Below are 19,269 nucleotides of genomic sequence, written 5' to 3'. Positions count from 1 at the left end.
TCTTCATGGCACCACGGTTCCGGCGCACGGGCGCGTCGTGGACTCCGTACGGCATCGCGACCGAGCGTCCCCCCGGAACCGCGCATATCGTTCACAACAGGCAGTCGCGGCCGGGCACGCGCGGCCGCCGCCGCAGCCCTCCAGGGACCCGCCACGGACGGAGGTTTCCATGTCAACGACCAGGAGTCTGCTCGACGCGATCCCGCCCGAGGGCCGGACACGCCTGCTCGACGAGGCGGCCCGCGAAGTACCTCTGGCCCTCGATGAACGCCTCTTCGAAGAAGGCAGACGGGCCGACCACTTCTGGATCATCCGCTCCGGACAGGTCGAGGTCGACATCCGTGTGCCCGGCCGTCGTGCGGCGGTCATCGAGACGCTGGGCCAGGACGATCTGCTGGGCTGGTCCTGGCTGTTCACCCCGCACGTGTGGCACATGGGTGCGCACGTGAGCCGGGCGGGCCAGGCCGTGGAATTCGATGCCACTGCCGTCCGTTCGTTGTGCGAGGCCGATGCGAAGCTGGGCCGGGCGGTGTACAAGTACGTCGCCGAGACGGTGGCGGAGCGCCTGTACGGAACACGGAAAAGACTGCTGCAGCTGTACGGTCCCCGGGGCGCGTCCCTTGCGGACTGAAACGTTCCGAGGCGTGGGACCGTCCGGGCGCGGGGCCCTTCGCGGCGGGACCCTCCGCGGCGTCACCGAGGGACGAAAGGCCCATACCACCCGGTCGGCATCTGGTCCATGCTGAAGAGACCATCGACCGTTCCCGATCTCCGGGAGTTCCGATGCTCAGCCAGACTCTCGACGACGCAACGCTGGCCGGCCTCGTCGCCGATGCCACCGCCGCCCCGTCCATGCACAACGCCCAGCCCTGGCAGTTCCGCTACACACGCGCCGGCCGGACCCTCGCCCTCATGGCGGACCTCGACCGCGCGATGCCGGAGGCCGACCCCGCCACCCGTGCACTGCACGTGGGCTGCGGCGCGGCTCTGCTGAACCTGCGGGTGTCCGCCGCCCACCACGGCCTGGATGCGGTCACCGCGCTGCTGCCCGAACCATCGGCCCCTGCCCTACTGGCCACCGTCCGTCTCGGCATCCGCCCCGACGCTCCACGGGAACCCGCGGATGAAGCGCTCGCCGCTCTCCACCCTGCGATCCGGGACCGGCACACCAGCCGCTATCCGTTCGACGAGCAGGCGATCCCCGAGGACATCCGCGCGCAGTTCGCCGACGCGGCCCGTATCGAGGGCGCGGACTTCGCGTTCCTGGCCCCGCCGCATCTGCAGACCGTGCTCGAACTGATCCGGGACGCCGAGGGGTACAACCGCGGGGATCCGGCACGGGAGGCGGAGCAGGAACACTGGACCCGGGACACGAAGACCGAGGCGCCCGTCGACGGAATCCCGGACTACGCCTTCGGACCCCGCGACGCCTCCGAACGAGCGACCACCCGCGATTTCGCGGGAACCGGCTTCCTCCCGGGCCGGGCACGCGTCCGGTTCGAGACGCGGCCGCAACTGGCCCTGCTGAGCACCCCGGGTGATCACCCCATGGACTGGCTGAGCGCGGGACAGGCGCTGGAGCGCGTACTGCTCACCGCCACGCTCCACCATGTGTCCACCTCGTTCGCGACCCAGCCCATCGAATGGCCGGACCTGCGGTGGCTCCTGCGCGACCCGGTCTTCGGCACGGGGCACGCACAGATGATCGTCCGCCTGGGATACGGGCCCACGGGACCGCGCACGCCACGCCGCCCCTTGGACCAGGTGCTGACGATCGAACCGTAGGAACATACGGGCTCACGCCCGGACACGCGCCCGAGCAATTCGCCCGAGCCCGAGGTGAACCGAGCACGGAAGGCGGTGGGGGCGATGCAGCTCCCCGTAGTCGTCGGAGTGGACGGATCGGAGGGCAGCCTCCGCGCCCTGGACTGGGCAGCGGCGGAAGCGGCACGATCGGGGCGCCCTCTGCGTATCGTCCACGCGTCGCTGTGGGAGCGCTACGAAGGCACGCACTCCCCCTCCGACACCGAGCGTCCCACCGAACAGGTCCTCGCGGAGCGTCTTGTCGCCGACGCCCAGGAACGCGCGCAACGGCTCGGACCCGAGGTGCGCGTGGTGACGTCCGTGGAGCCCGAGGACCCGGTGGCCACGCTTGTCAGGGAGAGTCACGAGGCAGCCCGGGTCGTCCTCGGCTCCCGCGGCCGGGGCCGGATCGCCGGGATGCTCCTGGGGTCCGTCAGCCTCGCGCTCGCGGGCCGGTCCCACTGCCCGGTCGTGGTGGTCCAGGCAACGGCGCCGAGCACCCCGCCGAAGCCCGGCCGCGTAGTCGTCGGGATCGGCAGCGCCGCAGGACCCTCGGCAGCCGCCGCCTTCGCACTCGACCAGGCGGCGTCGCGCCACGGCGAGCTGATCGCCGTACGGGCCTGGCGCTCCCCCGCCCACGAGGCCATGCGCCATCCGCTCCTCGCGGGCTCCCCGGCCTCCGCACACCACCAACAGGCCGAGGAGCACCTCGAAGAGGTACTGGCGGCGCTGGACCGGACCGGTTCCTGCGACGTCACCATCCACAGGTCGGTGGTGCAGGGACCGGCGCACCAAAAACTGATCGAGGCCGCCGCAGGTGCCGAACTGCTGGTCGTCGGTGCCCGGCGGACCGGCGGATGGCACGGATTCCATCTGGGCCCGGTGAACCACGCGATGCTGCACTACGCGCCCTGCCCGGTCGCCGTCGTCCCCGATGCGTACCTTTCGTCCCGATCCTGAGACGTACCGGACCTCACGCCGGTCGGGGAGCGCTGCGGTCGGCAGCCGCCGGAGCCGGCAGCGGGGACACCGATGCCGATCGAAGCAGTCGAAGCAACTGAGGGACGTGCGTCGAAGCCGGCCAGGGCTCGTACGCCGGCACGGTGCTCCACGGCGTGGGTTCGGGGCGCGCGAAGGACCCCATGGGCGCGAGCAACTGTCGGTCCCCGGCCGTACGGTTCTCCTCGTACCGATGCACTCATGTACGAGTCGATGTACTCATGTACGAGGGGGAGGGCCTACCCATGGCCAACGCTGCCGCCGCACGTCTTGTCACCACACTCGCCGCACCACTGCACCGCAAGCAGGACGCTGCGGACGCCCCGCACCTCCTGCGGTGGCCCGCGCATCAGGAGGACATACGGCCCGTATCCGGCGACGAGCAGCCCGCCCCCGGCCGGCGCCTGCTCCTCCAGCGCAGCGACACCGAGTTGGTCGCCGTCGACCCGGACACCGAGGGCGCCCCGGCGGTCCGTTTCCCCGCGCCCTGGCCCCGCCGCTTCGGTACCTGCACGGTGGCGCCGAGCGGTGATCTCGCGGTCTTCGCCGGGGTGCACGCGCTGCGCGCGGTGGACCCGACGGGCGCGGTGCGCTGGGAGGTCCGGCACGGCTGCTGGGACGGCGGCTGCCGCACGCTCCACACGTCGTACGAGGAGTACGCGACCGACCGTTCGCATCTGTACGCGGACAGCGGCTCGGCCGTGTTCTCGGCGGACGGGGCACTGGTGTGGGCCCACATCCGCGGCCCCGTCGCGGCGGCCGGACCCGACCCGGAGGCGCTGGACGAGTGGCTGGTCATCGACGCCGCCGACGGACGGGTGCTCGGCCGGGCGGACGCGGAGACCGTCGCCGCGGGCTCGGATCACGTCCCGCACCCGGACCCCTCCCGGATGGGGCTGAGCGTCGGCGAGGGCCAGGACGGGGTGCCGATGCTGTGGGGCCGGTGGGACGGCGAGAAGCTCTCCGTCGAGCGGTTCTGCGACGACGAGCGGGTCCTGATGGCGGTGAGCCCTTCGGGCGAGCGCTTTCTGACCGTGACTCATTACGAGGAGACACTCGGCGTGCACCGGGTCGACGACGGTTCCGTACTGTCCGAACTCGACACCGAGAACGCCATTCCCCGCCACCCCGAGGCCGATCCCGACGACAGGGACGCCGACGAGACGCTCTGGGACTACGAGTGCGGCTTCCTCGACGAGGAGACCGTCATCGCCGGTACGTCGGAGAGGGACGAGGAGTACGGCGAGGAACGCCACTGGCTGGTGAGCACGGACGCGGCGCAGATGCGGGTGACCGCGCAGATCACGTACCCCTTCCCGATATCGGGCGGAGTCACAGCCCTCGGCGACGGCACCTGGTACACGGTGTCGGAGGCGGGCGACGCCGTGCATGTGTGGAGCCGGTAGGCCGGGCCGGGGCATCGGCCCGGGGCCCCGTCCCCAATCACCCGCATTCGGCCATTCATTGGCCGAAGAATGATCTTCAGCTGACCTGCCGATCCTGCCGATGCAGAAGACATCCAGGTTGTTCCACGCCGTGAGGAGGCCTGTCATGGACGACACTCTGCTGGTCCTGTCCATCCCCGTGCCGGTCTTCGCCGGCGGTATCTACGCGGCGTGCGAGAGCTGGTGGCGGCGTCGGCACCCCGCGCCGCCGTCCCCGTACACGCATCAGGCGGCGCGGCTGGCCGAGCGCGCGATGCTGGTGGACGCCGAGGACATCGTCGACGGCGCCCACGCGAGGCTGGGCGGCCTCTACGACAGCCCGGGTTCGCCGGACACGCACCCTCCGGCCCCCGGCGTCACGCGCCGGGAGGCCGCCGGCCCGGATCCCGGCCGGTCAGCGCCGGCACCTGCTCGAAGGGGCCAGCCCCGTCCGGTACGGGACGGGGCTAGCCGAACACCTTCGCCTCCCGGGCCATCGGCGCCATCGCGCCCAAGCCCCATCCGGCTGTCAGTGCCGCGTCCTACAGTTTTGGCATGGCACGCACCGCTTCGTCATCCGTACGGATCGAGCCCTGGTCGGAAGGCGACCTGGAGCTGCTCCGCCGAGCCAACGCACCGGAGCTGATGGACCATCTGGGCGGCCCCGAGACGGAGGAGCAGCTCATAGCGCGTCACGAGCGCTACGTGGCGATGAGCGCGGACCGGACGGGCGGAGGCAGGATGTTCCGCATCGCCCTGGCCGACGGGGACGAGGCAGTGGGCACGATCGGTTTCTGGGAGCGGACCTGGCAGGGCCGGGAGGTGTACGAGACGGGGTGGGCCGTCCTCCCCGGATACCAGGGCCTGGGCATCGCGACGACCGCCACGACGGCCGTCGCCGAACAGGCCCGCGCCGAGCACAGGCACCGCTGTCTGCACGCCTATCCGTCCGTCGACAACGGTGCGTCGAACGCGGTGTGCCGCAAGGCGGGCTTCACCCTGATCGGCACGTGCGACTTCGAGTACCCGCCCGGCAATGTGCTGCTGACGAACGACTGGCAGTTGAACCTCACCGTTCCTGGGCAGTGAGCAGGAGTGAGTCCTGTCTCACCGGCACGCCCCGAACGGTGTTGGGCGCACTGGTCCTCCGCTTTCACGTCCTGGGCGGCGACGCATATCCCGTGTGCGGTCCGTCCCGGGCGGGCGGAATCCCTACGACCTGGCCATGTGGGGGTGGCCAGAGGCGACGGGGAGGCCCCGAACCATCACTCCGGTGATACGGGGGCCCCGACTGCTGACACCACACCCGGCGTCCCAGATCGCGCCACACACGTCACACACACCCAGTCAGGCACACCCACAGACCGGAACACCGTTCACTCACTCGTGCCCATGTTCGCCAGAACAAGCTACTGGACCAGCAGTTGTGAACCCCGGACGCCCCGGACGCGGGACGCTGAACCTCGGCCCACGCTCAGGCCCACGCCGGGCCCGGGCTCGGACCCTTGAGCTCAGTCCAGATCAAGGACCTTGTCGAAGTTGAACGCGACGATGCTCAGCCGCTCCCGCAGATAGAAGCGGTGGGCGTCGGTGCGCTGCGTGCCCGAGTCCAGGCTGAGGTGCAGACAGCCGGCCTCCCTGGCCCGCCCTTCGAGATGCCCGAGGAGCCGGCGGCCGACGCCGGTGGAACGGGCGCCTTCGGCGGTGACCAGGTCGTCCACGTACAGCATCCGGATCTGACTGGTGTTGTCGACGATGCGCCAGCCGGCCGCGCCCACGCAGGCGCCCTCGTCGTCGTAGGCGGCGCTGAACCGCAGCCCCTGTGCGTGCCCCTTCTCGTACACCTCCCGGAAGAGGTCCTCGGTGAGGTGCGGGCGGAGTTCGCGCAGGACGGGAAGCAGGTCGGCGGCCAGTCGGGCATCGCCGGGTTCGAGGTCGAGGATCTTCATGCGGGAACTGTAGGCGCCGGTGCCGCCCGGGCCCATCCGCTCCCTCCCGCGTCTTGCGCGGACGCCTGACCCATCGATCCAATGGTCAGCCACGCATAAACCATTGGATCGATTGCGGGCGGGCGCATCGCCACGCACTACCGCGTCGTGCCGTAGCCGCCAGGCCCCGCCACGCCCTCCGGAGCCCTGCCCCTCGGCCCGCCCGAAACCGTTTGACGGGCGGGTCCCCCTCCAGGATATTTATCTGCGTCGCACAGCTTATGTGCATCGCAGATAAAAAATGGTCAGAGGAGGCTCCACCCCCATGCTCACTCTCGTCACCGGATGCCGAGGCCGTATCGGCTCCACGCTCGTCTCACTCCTGCACCGGGACGGCCATGCCGTACGTGCCGCCTCGCGCAACCCCGAGACGCTCACCACCCTGCCCGCCGACGTACCGGTCGTGGCCTGCGATCTCGGCGATCCCACCACCTTCGCGACCGCTCTCGACGGGGTCGGCTCCGTCTTCCTCTACGCCGAGGCGTCCGGCATCGACGCCTTCCTCTCCGCGGCCGAGACCGCCGGAGTCGGCCACATCGTGCTGCTGTCCTCCAGCTCGGTCCTCGGCCCGGACGCCCACAGCAACCCGATCGCCGCCTCCCACCACGCGGTGGAACAGGCCCTGATCGCCTCGCCCCTCACCACGACGCTGCTCCGCCCCGGCGCCTTCGCGAGCAACGCGTACCAGTGGGCGGAGTCGGTACGAACCCACGGCTCCGTCGCCCTTCCCCACCCCCGCAGCCACACCAGCCCGATCCATGGGACGGACATCGCCGAGGCCGCCCTCGCCGTTCTCACCGACCCTCCGCTGCAGGGCGCGGCGTACCACCTGACCGGCCCCGAATCGCTCACCGCCGCCGAACAGGTCGGCCTGCTGGCGGCGGCAGCCGGGCGCCCCATCACCGTCGACACCGTGACCGGGGAGGCCTGGAAGAAATCCGTGGCCCCCTTCGTTCCCGAGCCGATCGCCGACGCACTGCTCGCCCACTCGGCCGCCACGGACGGCTCACCGGCCGAGGTGACCGGCGACACGGAGAAGCTGACCGGCCACCCGGCCCGCGCCTTCGCCACCTGGGCCGAGGAACACACTGCCGCCTTTCGCCCCTGAGCCCTGCACCCGGCGCCGAAACCCCTGGCTGACACACCCCGCGCGATGACATCCTGACGAGGTGAACGGACCGGAGATCCACCTCGAAGTCGACCCCGAACTGCGGCTCTTCGTCGCCCATGAACGCCGCAGGGGACGCTCTGCCGTGACCACCGACGGCTCCTCCACCCTCGGCCATGTCGTGGAGTCGCTCGGCATTCCGCTCACCGAGGCCGGACAGCTCCTGGTCGACGGCCGCCCCGTACCCGTCTCACACATCCCGGGGGCGGGCGAGCTGGTCGAGGTACGCGCCGTGGAACGCCCCCAGCGCGTCCCGGGCGCGCCCCTGCGGTTCCTGCTCGACGTCCACCTCGGCACGCTCGCCCGGCGGCTTCGGCTGCTGGGTGTCGATGCGGCGTACGAGAGCGAGGACATCGGTGATGCCGCGCTGGCCGCCCGGTCGGCGGACGAACGCCGCGTACTGCTCTCCCGGGACCGCGGGCTTCTGCACCGGCGGGAGATCTGGGCCGGGGCGTACGTCTACAGCGACCGGCCGGAGGACCAACTGCGCGACGTGCTGGAGCGGTTCACGCCGCATCTGGCCCCCTGGACCAGATGCACCGCCTGCAACGGCCCGCTGAAGGCGGCCGACAAGGACTCCGTCAGCGAGCATCTGGAGCACGGCACCCGGCGCTCGTACGACGTCTTCGCGCAGTGCACGAAGTGCGACCGCGTCTACTGGCGGGGTGCCCACCACTCCCGCCTGGACGCGATCGTCACGAAGGCACTCGACGACTTCGCGCCCACTCCCCCGGACGACACCGAGGAGAACGACCACGACCGGGCGCCGTCAAGCCCGTCCGGGGCCGGAGACTGACGGGGCACCCTCCCGCAACGCCGTGACCTGCAGTGCACTCAGCTCGACCGTCCGCCGCATATGGGCAATGAGCAGAGCCACTTCGTCATCGTCGTATGTCTCGAACATCGTCGCCCATGCCCCGTTCAGCCGCTCCCACACCGCACCGATCTCCGCCATCCGCTCCGGGACGGTCGTGACGAGCACCCGCCGCCGGTCGGCCGTGTCACGCTCGCGCGTCACATAGCCGCCCCGCTCCAGCCGGTCGACCAGCCGGGTCGCCGACCCCGTGGTGAGCCCGGTCAGCTCCGCGATGCGGCCCGTGGTGACCGGCACCGTCTCCAGGCTGAGCAGATTGAGGCACTGCAGATCGGTCGGGTGGAGCCGCAGATGGTCCGCGACGGCCTGGTTGAAGAGGGCGTACGCGGCCATGTAGCGGCGCGACTCGACGGTCAGCTCGGCCATCAGCGCACTGCGGTGGGCCCGGGACTTCTGCGGCATGCAGAGAGTGTACGAAGCAGACAACGGCCCTCGCGGCTGCGTTACGGCCGCTCGGCGGTCAGATAGCGCTGAACGGTGGGCGCGAGCCAGGCGATCACCTCCTCGCGCGGCATCGAAGCAGCGGGCGCGCCTGCTGGAGCGCCGCGCCCGCACCGCGGGCGTCCGATTCCGGTACGGCACGGAGCTGACCGCACTCCACCAGAGCGGCACATCGGACACCGTCACCGCCGAACCGCGCGAGGCGGACGGCAGCCTGACCACGCTCGACGCCCGCTACCTCGTCGGTACCGACGGAGTACGCAGCCGGGTGCGTCAGGCGCTCGGCCTCCCCTTCCCCGGCGAATCCGTGATCCGGTCGATCGTCCTCGCCGACGTCCGGCTCACCGAGGAGCCCCCCGGCCTCCTGACGGTCAACGGCGTGGGGGACGCCTTCGCCTTCATCGCCCCCTTCGGCGACGGTTGGTACCGCGTGATGGGCGGGAACCGCGCACACCAGGCCGCCGACAGCGACCCCGTCGACCTCGACGAACTGCGCGAGATCACCCGTCGCGCCCTCGGCACCGACTACGGCATGCACGAGGCGCGCTGGATCTCCCGCTTCCAGGAGGGTCGCCTCCACCAACTGCTGCGCGACGGCAGGTTCGTCCTCGTCACCGCCGACCCGGCGGCCCTGCAGGCCGCACTCACCCGATGAGCACGCGCCCATGACACGCTGATCCCATGGTCGTCGCCCGCTCTGTCGCTCTGTTCGTCATCGCCGCACTCTTCGAGATCGGCGGCGCCTGGCTCGTGTGGCAGGGCTTGCGTGAGCACCGGGGCTGGATCTGGATAGGCGCGGGCGTCATCGCACTGGGTGCCTACGGTTGCGTCGCCACGCTCCAGCCGGACGGCGAGTTCGGCCGCATCCTCGCCGCGTACGGCGGTGTCTTCGTCGCGGGCTCGATCGCCTGGGGCATGGTCGCCGATGGCTACCGCCCCGACCGCTGGGACGTGATCGGCGCGCTGATCTGCCTGGCCGGCATGGCCGTGATCATGTACGCCCCGCGCAACCACTGACCACATGCCTGCCTATCCTGGCCCCGTACCGATCAGCTGCCCGAGGAGTCCGCCATGGCCGCCGTCCCGATCGCCGTCATCACCGGAGCGAGCAGCGGCATCGGCGCCGCGACCGCCCGACAGCTGGCCGCCGCCGGTTACCGCGTAGTCCTGACCGCCCGTCGCAAGGACCGCATCGAGGCGCTTGCCGCCGAGATCAACGAGGCGGGCCACCAGGCAACGGCCTACGCCCTGGATGTCACCGACCGCAATGCGGTGGACGAGTTCGCCACGGCGTTCCGCACCCTCGCCGTCCTCGTCAACAACGCCGGCGGCGCACTCGGCGCCGACCCCGTCGCCACCGGCGACCCCGCCGACTGGCGCCAGATGTACGAGACGAACGTCATCGGCACGCTCAACGTCACCCAGGCCCTGCTCCCCGCCCTCACCGAGAGCGGGGACGGCACGGTCGTGATCCTCTCCTCCACCGCGGGCCTCGCCACCTACGAGGGCGGCGGCGGCTACGTGGCTGCCAAGCACGGCGAACACGTCCTGGCCGAGACCCTCCGCCTGGAGATCGTCGGCACCCCGGTCCGCGTCATCGAGGTCGCCCCCGGCATGGTCAAGACGGAGGAGTTCGCCACGACCCGCTTCCGCGGTGACACCGAGAAGGCGGCAAAGGTGTACGCGGGCGTCGAGGCCCCCCTCACCGCCGACGACGTGGCCGACACCATCACCTGGGCCGTCACCCGCCCCAGCCACGTCAACATCGACCTCCTGGTGGTCCGCCCCCGCGCCCAGGCCTCCAACGCCAAGGTCCACCGCACCGCCTGACCCGCACCACCTGGCCCGCACCGCCTGAGCCCGGCGAAGACCCGAAAGAGCCCGGAGACCAGAAGGAGCCCCGGACACACCACCCGCGTCCGGGGCTCCTCCGTTCAGAGGTCCTTCCGTGCGGAGGCCCTCCGTTCAGTCGCGCGCAAAAGGCCTCAGCCCTTCACACACACAACCTGCTTGAGCTTGGCGACGACCTCCACCAGGTCCCGCTGCTGCTCGATGACCTGCTCGATCGGCTTGTACGCGGCCGGAATCTCATCCACGACGCCGGAGTCCTTGCGGCACTCCACGCCCCGCGTCTGATCCTCCAGGTCCCGCGTCGAGAAGCGCCGCTTCGCAGCGTTCCGGCTCATCTTCCGGCCGGCGCCGTGCGAGGCCGAGTTGAAGGACTTCTCGTTCCCGAGGCCCTTCACGATGTACGAGCCTGTGCCCATCGAGCCCGGGATGATCCCGAAGTCCCCGGAACCCGCACGGATCGCCCCCTTCCGCGTGACCAGCAGGTCCATGCCCTCGTACCGCTCCTCCGCCACATAGTTGTGGTGGCAGGAGATGACCGGATCGAAGGTGACCTTGGCCTTCTTGAACTCCTTGCGGACCACGTTCTGGAAGAGCGCCATCATGATGGCGCGGTTGTGCTTCGCGTACTCCTGCGCCCAGAACAGGTCGTTCCGGTACGCCGCCATCTGCGGGGTGTCGGCGATGAATACGGCCAGATCGCGGTCGATCAGGTCCTGGTTGTGCGGCAGCTTCTGCGCCTGCCCGATGTGGAAGTCGGCCAGTTCCTTGCCGATGTTCCGCGATCCGGAGTGCAGCATCAGCCAGACCGAACCCGACTCGTCGAGGCAGAACTCGATGAAGTGGTTGCCCGAACCGAGCGTTCCCATCTGCTTCGTGGCACGTTCCTGACGGAACTTGACCGCATCGGCAATCCCGTCGAACCGCCCCCAGAAGTCGTCCCAGCCCGGCGCCCGGAAGCCGTACAGCCGGTCCGGCTCCACGGCCTCGTCATGCATGCCGCGGCCCACCGGAATCGCCTGCTCGATCTTCGACCGCAGCCGGGACAGGTCACCCGGCAGGTCATTGGCCGTCAGGGACGTCTTCACCGCGGACATTCCGCAGCCGATGTCCACGCCGACCGCCGCCGGACAGACCGCACCGTGCATCGCGATCACCGAACCGACCGTCGCCCCCTTGCCGAAGTGGACGTCCGGCATGACGGCGAGACCCTTGATCCAGGGCAGGGTGGCCACGTTGCGCAGCTGCTGCATCGCGACGTCCTCGACCGAGGCCGGATCGGCCCACATGCGGATGGGAACCTTCGCGCCCGGCACCTCTACATACGGCATAGTTCCTCGATTCCCCCGAAAAGCCTGAAAGCGCAAAACCGGTGCCAAGGTCGGCAAATGAGTCGGTCGACCGGCATTCACAGCGGCGCGTGCGATACACATTGTGTCCACCGGTCGCCGTCGAGCGGCAACCGTTTTTCGCACGAAGGGAGCCCAGGACCGTGCGACGAATGGCGTACGTACCCGGCACCGCGCTACTGGCAGCACTTGTCGTCGGCTGCAGTGGCGGCACCGGAACGGGTAGCTCCGCCCCCGACAGCAAGCCCGGCGAGGCGACCGTCGCCGCGGCGGCCCCCGGCAAGTACCGCACCCTCCCCGACCCTTGCCGCGCCGTTGCGCCGTCCGCGCTGAAGGACCTGCTCCCGGGCGCCGCCGAACTACCCGAGGACCAGCAGAAGAAGGTGTACGAGGGCACGGCCACCGTCACCTACAACACCGACCGCAAGGTCGGCTGCCGCTGGAAGTCCGAGGCCCCCGACTCCTCGCACACCCTCTTCGTCGACTTCGAGCGTGTCGTCTCCTACGACCCGTCGGTGAGCGACGACGACCGTGCCCGCGAGGTGTACGCGAAGAAGGAGACCGCCGCCGGCCTGTCCTCGCCCTCCGCCACACCCAGCAGCACGAAGGACGCGGAGAAACAGACACCCTCCTCCTCGAACTCCGCCTCGCACGCCTTGTCCGGCCCGGCCTCCGAAGACGGGACCGCGGGCGGGAGCGCCGACGGGAACGGCAGCGAAGGCAGCGACACCGACGGCAGCGCAGGCAGCGCCGACGAGAACCTTCTGCCACGCACCCTCGACAACCTCGGGGACGGTGCATTTCTGGACGATCTACTCACTCGGGCAGGTTCCACCGCAAAGAACCGCACGGTGAGCGTGGTGTTCCGCACATCGAACGTCATCGTGACCGTCGAGTACACCGAGCAGCCGACCGTCTCCACCGTGCTCCCCGACAGCAAGGAACTGCAGGACAGGGCCCAGTCACTGGCCCGGAAGCTGGTCGACAAGTTCAGCGAATGACCCAGCCCGGGGCACCCCGGACCGGTGTCGGCCAAGCCCGCCGAGTGCCCGACCGAGGCGGCATCCGGTCGCCGTCCGTCGTACCGTTGCCCTCCGGAACACCCGCCGAACCACCCACCGACCGCCGACGCCCGACCGCCCGCGCCGACCGCCTGGCAGCCCGCCCGCCGCGCCACCCGAGTGAAGGAACCATGCACCGTTCAGCCCCGCGACTCTCCCGCATACTCGCCTGCGCCGCCGTTCCGGTGATGCTCGTCGTCGCCGGCTGCTCGTCGGACTCCGGCGACAAGAAGGACTCGGGTTCGTCCTCGTCGTCCGCCGCGCCGAGCGCGAAGAAGTCGGAAGCGAGCGTCGAGCCGGCGAAGTTCGCCGCGCTGCCCGACCCGTGCAAGTCGATCAGCACGAAGACGGTCACCTCCCTGGTCCCCAAGGCGAAGTCCAAGGGCGGCACGGCTGCCAACTCCAGCGACACCGCGTACCGCGCGGGCTGCTCCTGGAACGGCCTCGACGACAACGGCGTGAAGGGGTCCCAGTACCGCTGGCTCGACGTCGGCTTCACCCGCTTCGACTCGGACCAGTCCCTGGGCAGCGGCGCCAAGCGCGCGCAGCAGGACTACGCGAAGCAGGTCGCCAAGGCCAAGGCGACCGAGGGTGCGAAGAAGGTCGCCGAGGCGCCCGTCTCCGGCATCGGCGAGCAGGCCACCAAGATCACGTATGACCTCGCCAAGACGAGTGAGGACTTCAAGTACGCAACAGTCGTGGCCCGTACGGAGAACGTCGTCGTCACCCTCACCTACAACGGCGCGGGTTACGCGGGCGCGAAGGCTCCGTCCGCCGCCGACATCCTGAAGGGTGCCGAGAAGGCGGCCAAGGAGGCAGTGGCCTCGGTCGCCGCCCCCGACACGAAGTCGGACACGCCGAGCGGGTCGGCCAAGCCGAGCGGGTCGACCAAGCCCAGCGGGTCGGCCAAGCCCAGCGACAAGGCCACGGAAAAGAAGAAGAGCTAGCCGACGCGGCAGGGCCTGCCCCAACGCCCATGCCCAGAAGCAGTTTTACGAAGCCCGGTCCTCCTTCGAGTACCGGGCTTCGCCCCTCCCCGCGCAACACGCCGTTCCCTCATGTGCCAGGCTGTGCCCGCCGGAAGTCGGAACAGGACGTCGAAGCAGAGCTTCAGGGCAGCACGTCGGACAAGGGAAACGGGGAGGGGAACGCGGGTGGCCGCGATGCAGCTGACACGCACCCACCGGATACTCATCGGGCTCGTGGTCGCCGGTGCGGTGCTCATCGCCGCGATCGGTTTCGCGGGTTCGTACGCGGCGGTGCGCGAGCTCGCCCTGCAGAAGGGCTTCGGGAACTTCTCGCTGGTCTTCCCGATCGGCATCGACGCGGGCATCTGTGTCCTGCTCGCCCTGGACCTGCTGCTGACCTGGCTGCGCATCCCGTTCCCGCTGCTGCGCCAGACGGCATGGCTGCTGACCGCCGCGACGATCGCCTTCAACGGCGCCGCGGCCTGGCCCGACCCGCTCGGCGTCGGCATGCACGCGGTCATCCCGGTGCTGTTCGTGGTCTCCGTCGAGGCCGCCCGGCACGCCGTGGGCCGGATTGCCGACATCACGGCCGACAAGCACATGGAGGGCGTGCGGCTCACCCGCTGGCTGCTCTCCCCCGTGCCGACGTTCCGGCTGTGGCGGCGGATGAAGCTCTGGGAGCTCCGGTCGTACGAGCAGGTCATCAAGCTCGAACAGGACCGGCTCATCTACCAGGCCCGTCTCCAGGCCCGCTTCGGCCGCAACTGGCGCCGCAAGGCACCCGTCGAGTCCCTGATGCCGCTGCGCCTGGCGAAGTACGGCGTTCCGCTGGCCGAGACCGGTCCGGCCGGCCTCGCCGCCGCAGGCATCGAACCGGCCCTGCTGCCCCCGGCCCCGGCCCTGGTCGAACCGGGCGAGTTCCAGCCCGAGTTGCCGTACGCCGAGCCCCACCCCCAGCAGCAGTACGAGCAACAGCAGCAGCACACCCGCCCCTCCGACCCGGCCGCCGCCGAGGAGTGGCCCCAGGAGGGCCCCGGCTCGCACGAGAGCCCGTGGTTCGCGGCGCCCCAGGTGCCGGACGACGCGTACGAGAGTGCGTACAACCCGACGTACGTCGAGGGCCTGGAGCCCACCCCGGTCATGGTCCCGTCGGGCCCCGGCGGCCGCACCCGCCCCCTGGGCAACGTGGGCACCATCGGCGCCGTCCCGGCCCCCCGCGCCGCGGAGCCCCAGCCGGAGCCCCGGGTCGAGGAGCCGGAGCCGGAACCCCGGCCCGTGCAGCAGCAGGAACCCGACCCTTCCGAATGGGCCGAGGCCGAAGTCGAGTTCAGCAAGATCGCGTACGAGGTGTTCACCGCGTACACGCACGCGCACCAGGACTACCCGAGTGCGGAGGTCCTCGACATACACCTCTCGGACGGCCACAACGTCAGGCACCCCCGCAGCGCGGCCCTGCTCCGCCGACTCCTGCCGGGGTTCAAGCAGCGCTTCGACAACGAGATGGCGGAGAACCACATCGCGTAGGACCCCGCCCGTCCTGCGTTCGAGGACGGAACCGGCAACGACAAAGGGCCGTCACCCGAATCACCGGGTGACGGCCCTCCGTATCGAGTACTGCTACGCGCCCAGCAGCCTCCGCACCCGGTCCGCCCCCACGGCCAGCAGCAGCGTGGGCAGCCGCGGCCCCGTTTCCCGGCTGACCAGCAGCCGGTACAGCAGCGCGAAGAACGACCGCTGCGCGGCCTTCAGCTCCGGTGTCGGCTTGGCGTCCGGCTCCAGGCCCGCCAGGGTCTTCGGCACGCCGTAGACGAGCGTGGTGAGCCCGTCCAGCGACCAGTGCGACTCCAGTCCTTCCAGGAGCAGCCGCAGCGACTCACGGCCCTGCTCGTCCAGCGAGCCGAGCAGTTCCTTGTCCGGCTCGCCGCGGACGATCGTGCGGGCCTCGGCCGGGACCTGGCTGGTGATCCAGTTCTCGGCCCGGTCGAGCCGGGGCCGGGCCTCGTCCAGCGAGGTCAGCGGGTTCTCCGGGTCCAGCTCGCTCAGGATGCGCAGCGTCTGCTCGTCGTGCCCGGCCGTGATGTCGACGACCGAAGCGAGCGTGCGATACGGCAGCGGGCGCGGCGTACGCGGCAGCTCACCGGCGGCCGTGCCGATGGCCCTCGCGTACGCGGCGGCGTCGGCCGACAGCACCGAGCCGTCCGCGACCTTGCGCGCCAGCGAGTCCCACTCGTCGTAGAGCCGCTGGATCTCCTGGTCGAAGGCGATCTTGAAGGACTGGTTGGGCTTGCGGCGCGCGTACAGCCAGCGCAGCAGCGGCGCCTCCATGATCTTCAGCGCGTCGGCCGGGGTCGGCACGCCGCCCTTGCTGGAGGACATCTTCGCCATGCCGGAGATGCCGACGAAGGCGTACATCGGGCCGATCGGCTGTACGCCGTCGAAGACCTCTCGGACGATCTGGCCGCCGACCACGAACGAGGAGCCCGGCGAGGAGTGGTCCACACCGCTCGGCTCGAAGATCACGCCTTCGTACGCCCAGCGCATCGGCCAGTCGACCTTCCAGACCAGCTTGCCGCGGTTGAACTCGCTCAGCCGGACGGTCTCGGCGAAGCCGCAGGAGGTGCAGGTGTAGTTCAGCTCGGTGCTGTCGTCGTCGTACGACGTGACGGTCGTGAGGTCCTTCTCGCAGTTGCCGCAGTAGGGCTTGTACGGGAAGTAGCCGGCCGAGCCGCCGCTGCCGTCGTCCTCGCCGGCCGCGCCGGAGCCCGCCTCGGCCTCCAGCTCGGCCTCGTCGGCCTTCTTCTGCTGCTGCGGCTTCTTGCCCTTGCCCGCGGCCGCCGGGTCCTTCTTCGTCCGGTACCGGTCGAGGACGGCGTCGATGTCGGCGCGGTGCTTCATCGCGTGCAGGATCTGCTCGCGGTACGCGCCCACCGTGTACTGCTCGGTCTGGCTGATGCCGTCGTACTCGACGCCCAGCTCGTCCAGCGCGGCGGTCATGGCGGCCTTGAAGTGCTCGGCCCAGTTCGGGTACGTGGACCCGGCCGGGGCGGGCACCGAGGTCAGCGGCTTGCCGATGTGCTCGGCCCAGGACTCGTCGACACCCGGGACACCGCCCGGAACCTTGCGGTAGCGGTCGTAGTCGTCCCAGGAGATCAGGTGCCGGACGGTGTAACCCCGGCGACGGATCTCGTCGGCGACCAGGTGCGGGGTCATGACCTCGCGGAGGTTGCCCAGGTGGATCGGGCCCGACGGGGAGAGACCGGACGCGACGACGACCGGTTTGCCAGGCGCACGACGCTCCGATTCGGCGATGACATCGTCCGCGAAGCGGGAGACCCAGTCGGTCTCGGTGCTGCTCTGACTCTGAGCCACGGTCTGCACGTCCTTCTCTCTTGTAGGACTCGTAGGAACACCCTTGTGGGACTCGTAGGGGCACCGCCCATTCTCCCAGGTCCCACCGGCAGCGCGAAAACGGCTTTACAGTGCGTGGGATACTGGGCGTGATCCCTTGTACCCCTACGGAAACGGCAGCCAGCCCATGGCCTCGGTCAATTCCCTCGCTTCCACGCTCCAGCAGCAGCTGGCGGACGCCCTGACGGCAGCGCTGCCGGATGCCGGCACCGCGGACCCGCTGCTGCGACGAAGCGACCGGGCCGACTTCCAGGCCAACGGCATCCTGGCCCTCGCCAAGAAGCTCAAGGGCAACCCGCGCGAGCTGGCGTCCCAGGTCACGGCCGCGATCCCGGCGGGCGGCCTGATCAAGGAGATCGAGGTCTCCGGCCCCGGCTTCCTGAATGTGACGCTCTCCGACAGGGCGATCATCGAGACCCTCGCCGCGCGTGACGCGGACGACGAGGGCCGGCTCGGCGTGCCGTACAACAGCGCCGCAGGCACCACGGTCATCGACTACGCGCAGCCGAACGTGGCCAAGGAGATGCACGTCGGCCACCTCCGTTCCGCGGTGATCGGTGCCGCGATGGTGCAGATCCTGGAGTTCACGGGTGAGACCGTGGTCCGGCGGCACCACATCGGCGACTGGGGCACCCAGTTCGGCATGCTCATCCAGTACCTGATCGAGCACCCGGGCGAGCTGAACCACGAGACCGGCGGCGGCGCGGCGGACGGCGAAGCCGCCATGTCCTCCCTGAACCGGCTCTACAAGGCCTCGCGGGCTCTCTTCGACTCCGACGAGGAGTTCAAGGCCCGCTCCCGGGACCGGGTCGTGGCGCTCCAGGCCGGTGACGAGGAAACCCTCTCCATGTGGCAGCGCTTCGTCGACGAGTCGAAGATCTACTTCTACTCGGTCTTCAACAAGCTCGACATGGAGATCCGCGACCCCGACATCGTCGGCGAGTCCGGCTACAACGACATGCTGGCGGAGACCTGCCGCATCCTGGAGGAGTCGGGCGTCGCCGTCCGCTCCGAGGGTGCGCTGTGCGTGTTCTTCGACGATGTGAAGGGCCCGGACGGCAACCCGGTGCCACTGATCGTCAAGAAGTCGAACGGCGGCTACGGCTACGCGGCGACAGACCTCTCCGCGATCCGCGACCGGGTCCAGAACCTCAAGGCGTCCACCCTGCTGTACGTGGTGGACGCGCGGCAGTCCCTGCACTTCAAGATGGTCTTCGAGACGGCCCGCCGCGCCGGCTGGCTGAACGAGGACGTCAAGGCCGTACAGCTCGCCTTCGGCACGGTGCTCGGCAAGGACGGCAAGCCGTTCAAGACCCGTGAGGGCGAGACGGTCCGGCTGAAGGACCTGCTGGACGAGGCGATCGACCGGGCGTCCACCGTCGTGCGCGAAAAGGCGAAGGACCTCACCGACGAGGAGATCACCGAGCGCGCCACGCAGGTCGGTATCGGCGCGGTGAAGTACGCGGACCTGTCGACGTCGGCCGCCCGCGACTACAAGTTCGACCTGGACCAGATGGTGTCGCTGACCGGCGACACGAGCGTGTACATCCAGTACGCGCACGCCCGGTCCCGCTCCATCAAGCGCAAGGCGGGCGAGCTGAAGTCCCAGCCGCACCCGGAGCTGGAGCTGGCCCCGGCCGAGCGCGCGCTGGGCCTGCACCTGGACCAGTTCGCCGAGGTCGTGGCCGAGGTCGCCGCCGCGTACGAGCCGCACAAGCTGGCCTCGTACCTCTACCAGCTGTCGTCGCTCTTCACGACGTTCTACGACCAGTGCCCGGTGCTGAAGCCCGAGGTTCCGGGCGATGTGGCCGAGAACCGCCTCTTCCTCTCGGACCTCACCGCCCGCACCCTGCACCAGGGCATGGAGCTGCTCGGCATCAGGACGCCCGAGCGCCTCTGACCGGGACGTCAGTCAGCCCGTACGCACCGGCCCGGTGG

The 19,269-nt window shown here is 70.1% G+C and carries 17 protein-coding genes and 1 pseudogene; 14 read left to right on the top strand and 4 right to left on the bottom strand.

Annotated elements, in window-relative coordinates:
* Window positions 1-169 precede the first annotated feature (169 nt).
* From NRF20_RS25785 to NRF20_RS25765, 5 genes are all read left to right on the top strand, one after another.
* Window positions 170-631: a cyclic nucleotide-binding domain-containing protein gene (locus tag NRF20_RS25785; protein WP_413753349.1), complete on the top strand. Its 462-nt coding sequence runs from the start codon at window positions 170-172 to the stop codon at window positions 629-631.
* Window positions 632-783: 152 nt separating this feature from the next.
* Window positions 784-1,785 (top strand): Acg family FMN-binding oxidoreductase, encoded by a 1,002-nt coding sequence (locus tag NRF20_RS25780; RefSeq protein WP_413753348.1) that lies wholly within the window; start codon window positions 784-786, stop codon window positions 1,783-1,785.
* A gap of 84 nt (window positions 1,786-1,869) precedes the next feature.
* Window positions 1,870-2,763, top strand: coding sequence for a universal stress protein (locus NRF20_RS25775; protein WP_398633558.1), 894 nt, complete (start codon window positions 1,870-1,872; stop codon window positions 2,761-2,763).
* A gap of 284 nt (window positions 2,764-3,047) precedes the next feature.
* Window positions 3,048-4,208: a hypothetical protein gene (locus NRF20_RS25770; protein ID WP_398633559.1), complete on the top strand. Its 1,161-nt coding sequence runs from the start codon at window positions 3,048-3,050 to the stop codon at window positions 4,206-4,208.
* 573 nt (window positions 4,209-4,781) lie between these two features.
* Window positions 4,782-5,315 carry a GNAT family N-acetyltransferase gene (locus NRF20_RS25765; protein ID WP_413753347.1) on the top strand — a complete coding sequence of 178 codons (534 nt, stop codon included), beginning with the start codon at window positions 4,782-4,784 and terminating at the stop codon, window positions 5,313-5,315.
* Between the two features lie 422 nt (window positions 5,316-5,737).
* Here the strand turns inward: NRF20_RS25765 and NRF20_RS25760 are convergent, their stop codons facing one another.
* Complete coding sequence (locus tag NRF20_RS25760) at window positions 5,738-6,175, bottom strand: GNAT family N-acetyltransferase (protein WP_266360634.1); 438 nt, start codon at window positions 6,173-6,175, stop codon at window positions 5,738-5,740.
* 304 nt (window positions 6,176-6,479) lie between these two features.
* Between NRF20_RS25760 and NRF20_RS25755 the strand changes: the two genes are divergently transcribed.
* Both NRF20_RS25755 and NRF20_RS25750 read left to right on the top strand, forming a co-directional pair.
* Window positions 6,480-7,322, top strand: a complete 843-nt coding sequence (locus NRF20_RS25755) for an NAD(P)H-binding protein (protein WP_413753346.1) — start codon at window positions 6,480-6,482, stop codon at window positions 7,320-7,322.
* A 61-nt stretch (window positions 7,323-7,383) separates the two neighbouring features.
* Entirely contained in the window at window positions 7,384-8,178 is a 795-nt protein-coding gene (locus NRF20_RS25750) for a Mut7-C RNAse domain-containing protein (RefSeq protein ID WP_398633562.1), read from the top strand.
* Here the strand turns inward: NRF20_RS25750 and NRF20_RS25745 are convergent.
* Window positions 8,152-8,658 carry a MarR family winged helix-turn-helix transcriptional regulator gene (locus NRF20_RS25745; protein ID WP_398633563.1) on the bottom strand — a complete coding sequence of 169 codons (507 nt, stop codon included), beginning with the start codon at window positions 8,656-8,658 and terminating at the stop codon, window positions 8,152-8,154. The two genes, NRF20_RS25750 and NRF20_RS25745, sit on opposite strands and share 27 nt — an antisense overlap.
* A gap of 127 nt (window positions 8,659-8,785) precedes the next feature.
* On the opposite strand from NRF20_RS25745, the pseudogene NRF20_RS25740 reads away from it, so the two are divergent.
* The 3 genes and pseudogenes from NRF20_RS25740 to NRF20_RS25730 all read left to right on the top strand — a co-directional run.
* Window positions 8,786-9,259, top strand: a pseudogene (locus tag NRF20_RS25740) (FAD-dependent monooxygenase); the annotation flags it as partial.
* Window positions 9,260-9,378: 119 nt separating this feature from the next.
* Window positions 9,379-9,714: a YnfA family protein gene (locus NRF20_RS25735; RefSeq protein ID WP_398633564.1), complete on the top strand. Its 336-nt coding sequence runs from the start codon at window positions 9,379-9,381 to the stop codon at window positions 9,712-9,714.
* A gap of 54 nt (window positions 9,715-9,768) precedes the next feature.
* Entirely contained in the window at window positions 9,769-10,527 is a 759-nt protein-coding gene (locus NRF20_RS25730; RefSeq protein ID WP_266360625.1) for an SDR family NAD(P)-dependent oxidoreductase, read from the top strand.
* A 155-nt stretch (window positions 10,528-10,682) separates the two neighbouring features.
* On the opposite strand, the gene NRF20_RS25725 is transcribed toward NRF20_RS25730, so the two are convergent.
* Entirely contained in the window at window positions 10,683-11,876 is a 1,194-nt protein-coding gene (locus tag NRF20_RS25725) for an RtcB family protein (RefSeq protein WP_413753345.1), read from the bottom strand.
* A 170-nt stretch (window positions 11,877-12,046) separates the two neighbouring features.
* Here NRF20_RS25725 and NRF20_RS25720 point away from each other — a divergent pair, with 170 nt between their 5' ends.
* The 3 genes from NRF20_RS25720 to NRF20_RS25710 all read left to right on the top strand — a co-directional run bounded on the left by NRF20_RS25720 (window position 12,047) and on the right by NRF20_RS25710 (window position 15,447).
* Window positions 12,047-12,895 carry a DUF3558 domain-containing protein gene (locus tag NRF20_RS25720; protein ID WP_413753344.1) on the top strand — a complete coding sequence of 283 codons (849 nt, stop codon included), beginning with the start codon at window positions 12,047-12,049 and terminating at the stop codon, window positions 12,893-12,895.
* Between the two features lie 191 nt (window positions 12,896-13,086).
* Window positions 13,087-13,902, top strand: a complete 816-nt coding sequence (locus NRF20_RS25715) for a DUF3558 family protein (protein ID WP_413753343.1) — start codon at window positions 13,087-13,089, stop codon at window positions 13,900-13,902.
* A 207-nt stretch (window positions 13,903-14,109) separates the two neighbouring features.
* Window positions 14,110-15,447, top strand: coding sequence for a DUF2637 domain-containing protein (locus NRF20_RS25710; RefSeq protein WP_413753342.1), 1,338 nt, complete (start codon window positions 14,110-14,112; stop codon window positions 15,445-15,447).
* 93 nt (window positions 15,448-15,540) lie between these two features.
* Here the strand turns inward: NRF20_RS25710 and lysS are convergent, their stop codons facing one another.
* Window positions 15,541-17,301, bottom strand: coding sequence for a lysine--tRNA ligase (gene lysS / locus NRF20_RS25705; protein WP_413753341.1), 1,761 nt, complete (start codon window positions 17,299-17,301; stop codon window positions 15,541-15,543).
* A 157-nt stretch (window positions 17,302-17,458) separates the two neighbouring features.
* Here lysS and argS point away from each other — a divergent pair, with 157 nt between their 5' ends.
* Entirely contained in the window at window positions 17,459-19,231 is a 1,773-nt protein-coding gene (gene argS / locus NRF20_RS25700; protein WP_398634248.1) for an arginine--tRNA ligase, read from the top strand.
* Window positions 19,232-19,269: the final 38 nt, after the last annotated feature.

The sequence above is a fragment of the Streptomyces sp. R-74717 genome (genome assembly GCF_047305335.1).
GTDB classification, from domain to species: Bacteria; Actinomycetota; Actinomycetes; order Streptomycetales; family Streptomycetaceae; genus Streptomyces; species Streptomyces atratus.
Note: the sequence above shows the minus strand (reverse complement) of the source record. Positions and strands in the feature narration are given on the sequence as shown.

Excerpts from the sequence above, each read along its gene's own strand:
- argS (WP_398634248.1), top strand. The coding sequence starts at position 17,459 with ATGGCCTCGGTCAATTCCCTCGCTTCCACGCTCCAGCAGCAGCTGGCG.
- NRF20_RS25715 (WP_413753343.1), top strand. The coding sequence starts at position 13,087 with ATGCACCGTTCAGCCCCGCGACTCTCCCGCATACTCGCCTGCGCCGCC.
- NRF20_RS25720 (WP_413753344.1), top strand. The coding sequence starts at position 12,047 with ATGGCGTACGTACCCGGCACCGCGCTACTGGCAGCACTTGTCGTCGGC.
- NRF20_RS25780 (WP_413753348.1), top strand. The coding sequence starts at position 784 with ATGCTCAGCCAGACTCTCGACGACGCAACGCTGGCCGGCCTCGTCGCC.
- NRF20_RS25765 (WP_413753347.1), top strand. The coding sequence starts at position 4,782 with ATGGCACGCACCGCTTCGTCATCCGTACGGATCGAGCCCTGGTCGGAA.
- NRF20_RS25785 (WP_413753349.1), top strand. The coding sequence starts at position 170 with ATGTCAACGACCAGGAGTCTGCTCGACGCGATCCCGCCCGAGGGCCGG.
- NRF20_RS25775 (WP_398633558.1), top strand. The coding sequence starts at position 1,870 with ATGCAGCTCCCCGTAGTCGTCGGAGTGGACGGATCGGAGGGCAGCCTC.
- NRF20_RS25725 (WP_413753345.1), bottom strand. The coding sequence starts at position 11,876 with ATGCCGTATGTAGAGGTGCCGGGCGCGAAGGTTCCCATCCGCATGTGG.
- NRF20_RS25745 (WP_398633563.1), bottom strand. The coding sequence starts at position 8,658 with ATGCCGCAGAAGTCCCGGGCCCACCGCAGTGCGCTGATGGCCGAGCTG.
- NRF20_RS25760 (WP_266360634.1), bottom strand. The coding sequence starts at position 6,175 with ATGAAGATCCTCGACCTCGAACCCGGCGATGCCCGACTGGCCGCCGAC.
- NRF20_RS25755 (WP_413753346.1), top strand. The coding sequence starts at position 6,480 with ATGCTCACTCTCGTCACCGGATGCCGAGGCCGTATCGGCTCCACGCTC.
- NRF20_RS25730 (WP_266360625.1), top strand. The coding sequence starts at position 9,769 with ATGGCCGCCGTCCCGATCGCCGTCATCACCGGAGCGAGCAGCGGCATC.
- NRF20_RS25735 (WP_398633564.1), top strand. The coding sequence starts at position 9,379 with ATGGTCGTCGCCCGCTCTGTCGCTCTGTTCGTCATCGCCGCACTCTTC.
- NRF20_RS25770 (WP_398633559.1), top strand. The coding sequence starts at position 3,048 with ATGGCCAACGCTGCCGCCGCACGTCTTGTCACCACACTCGCCGCACCA.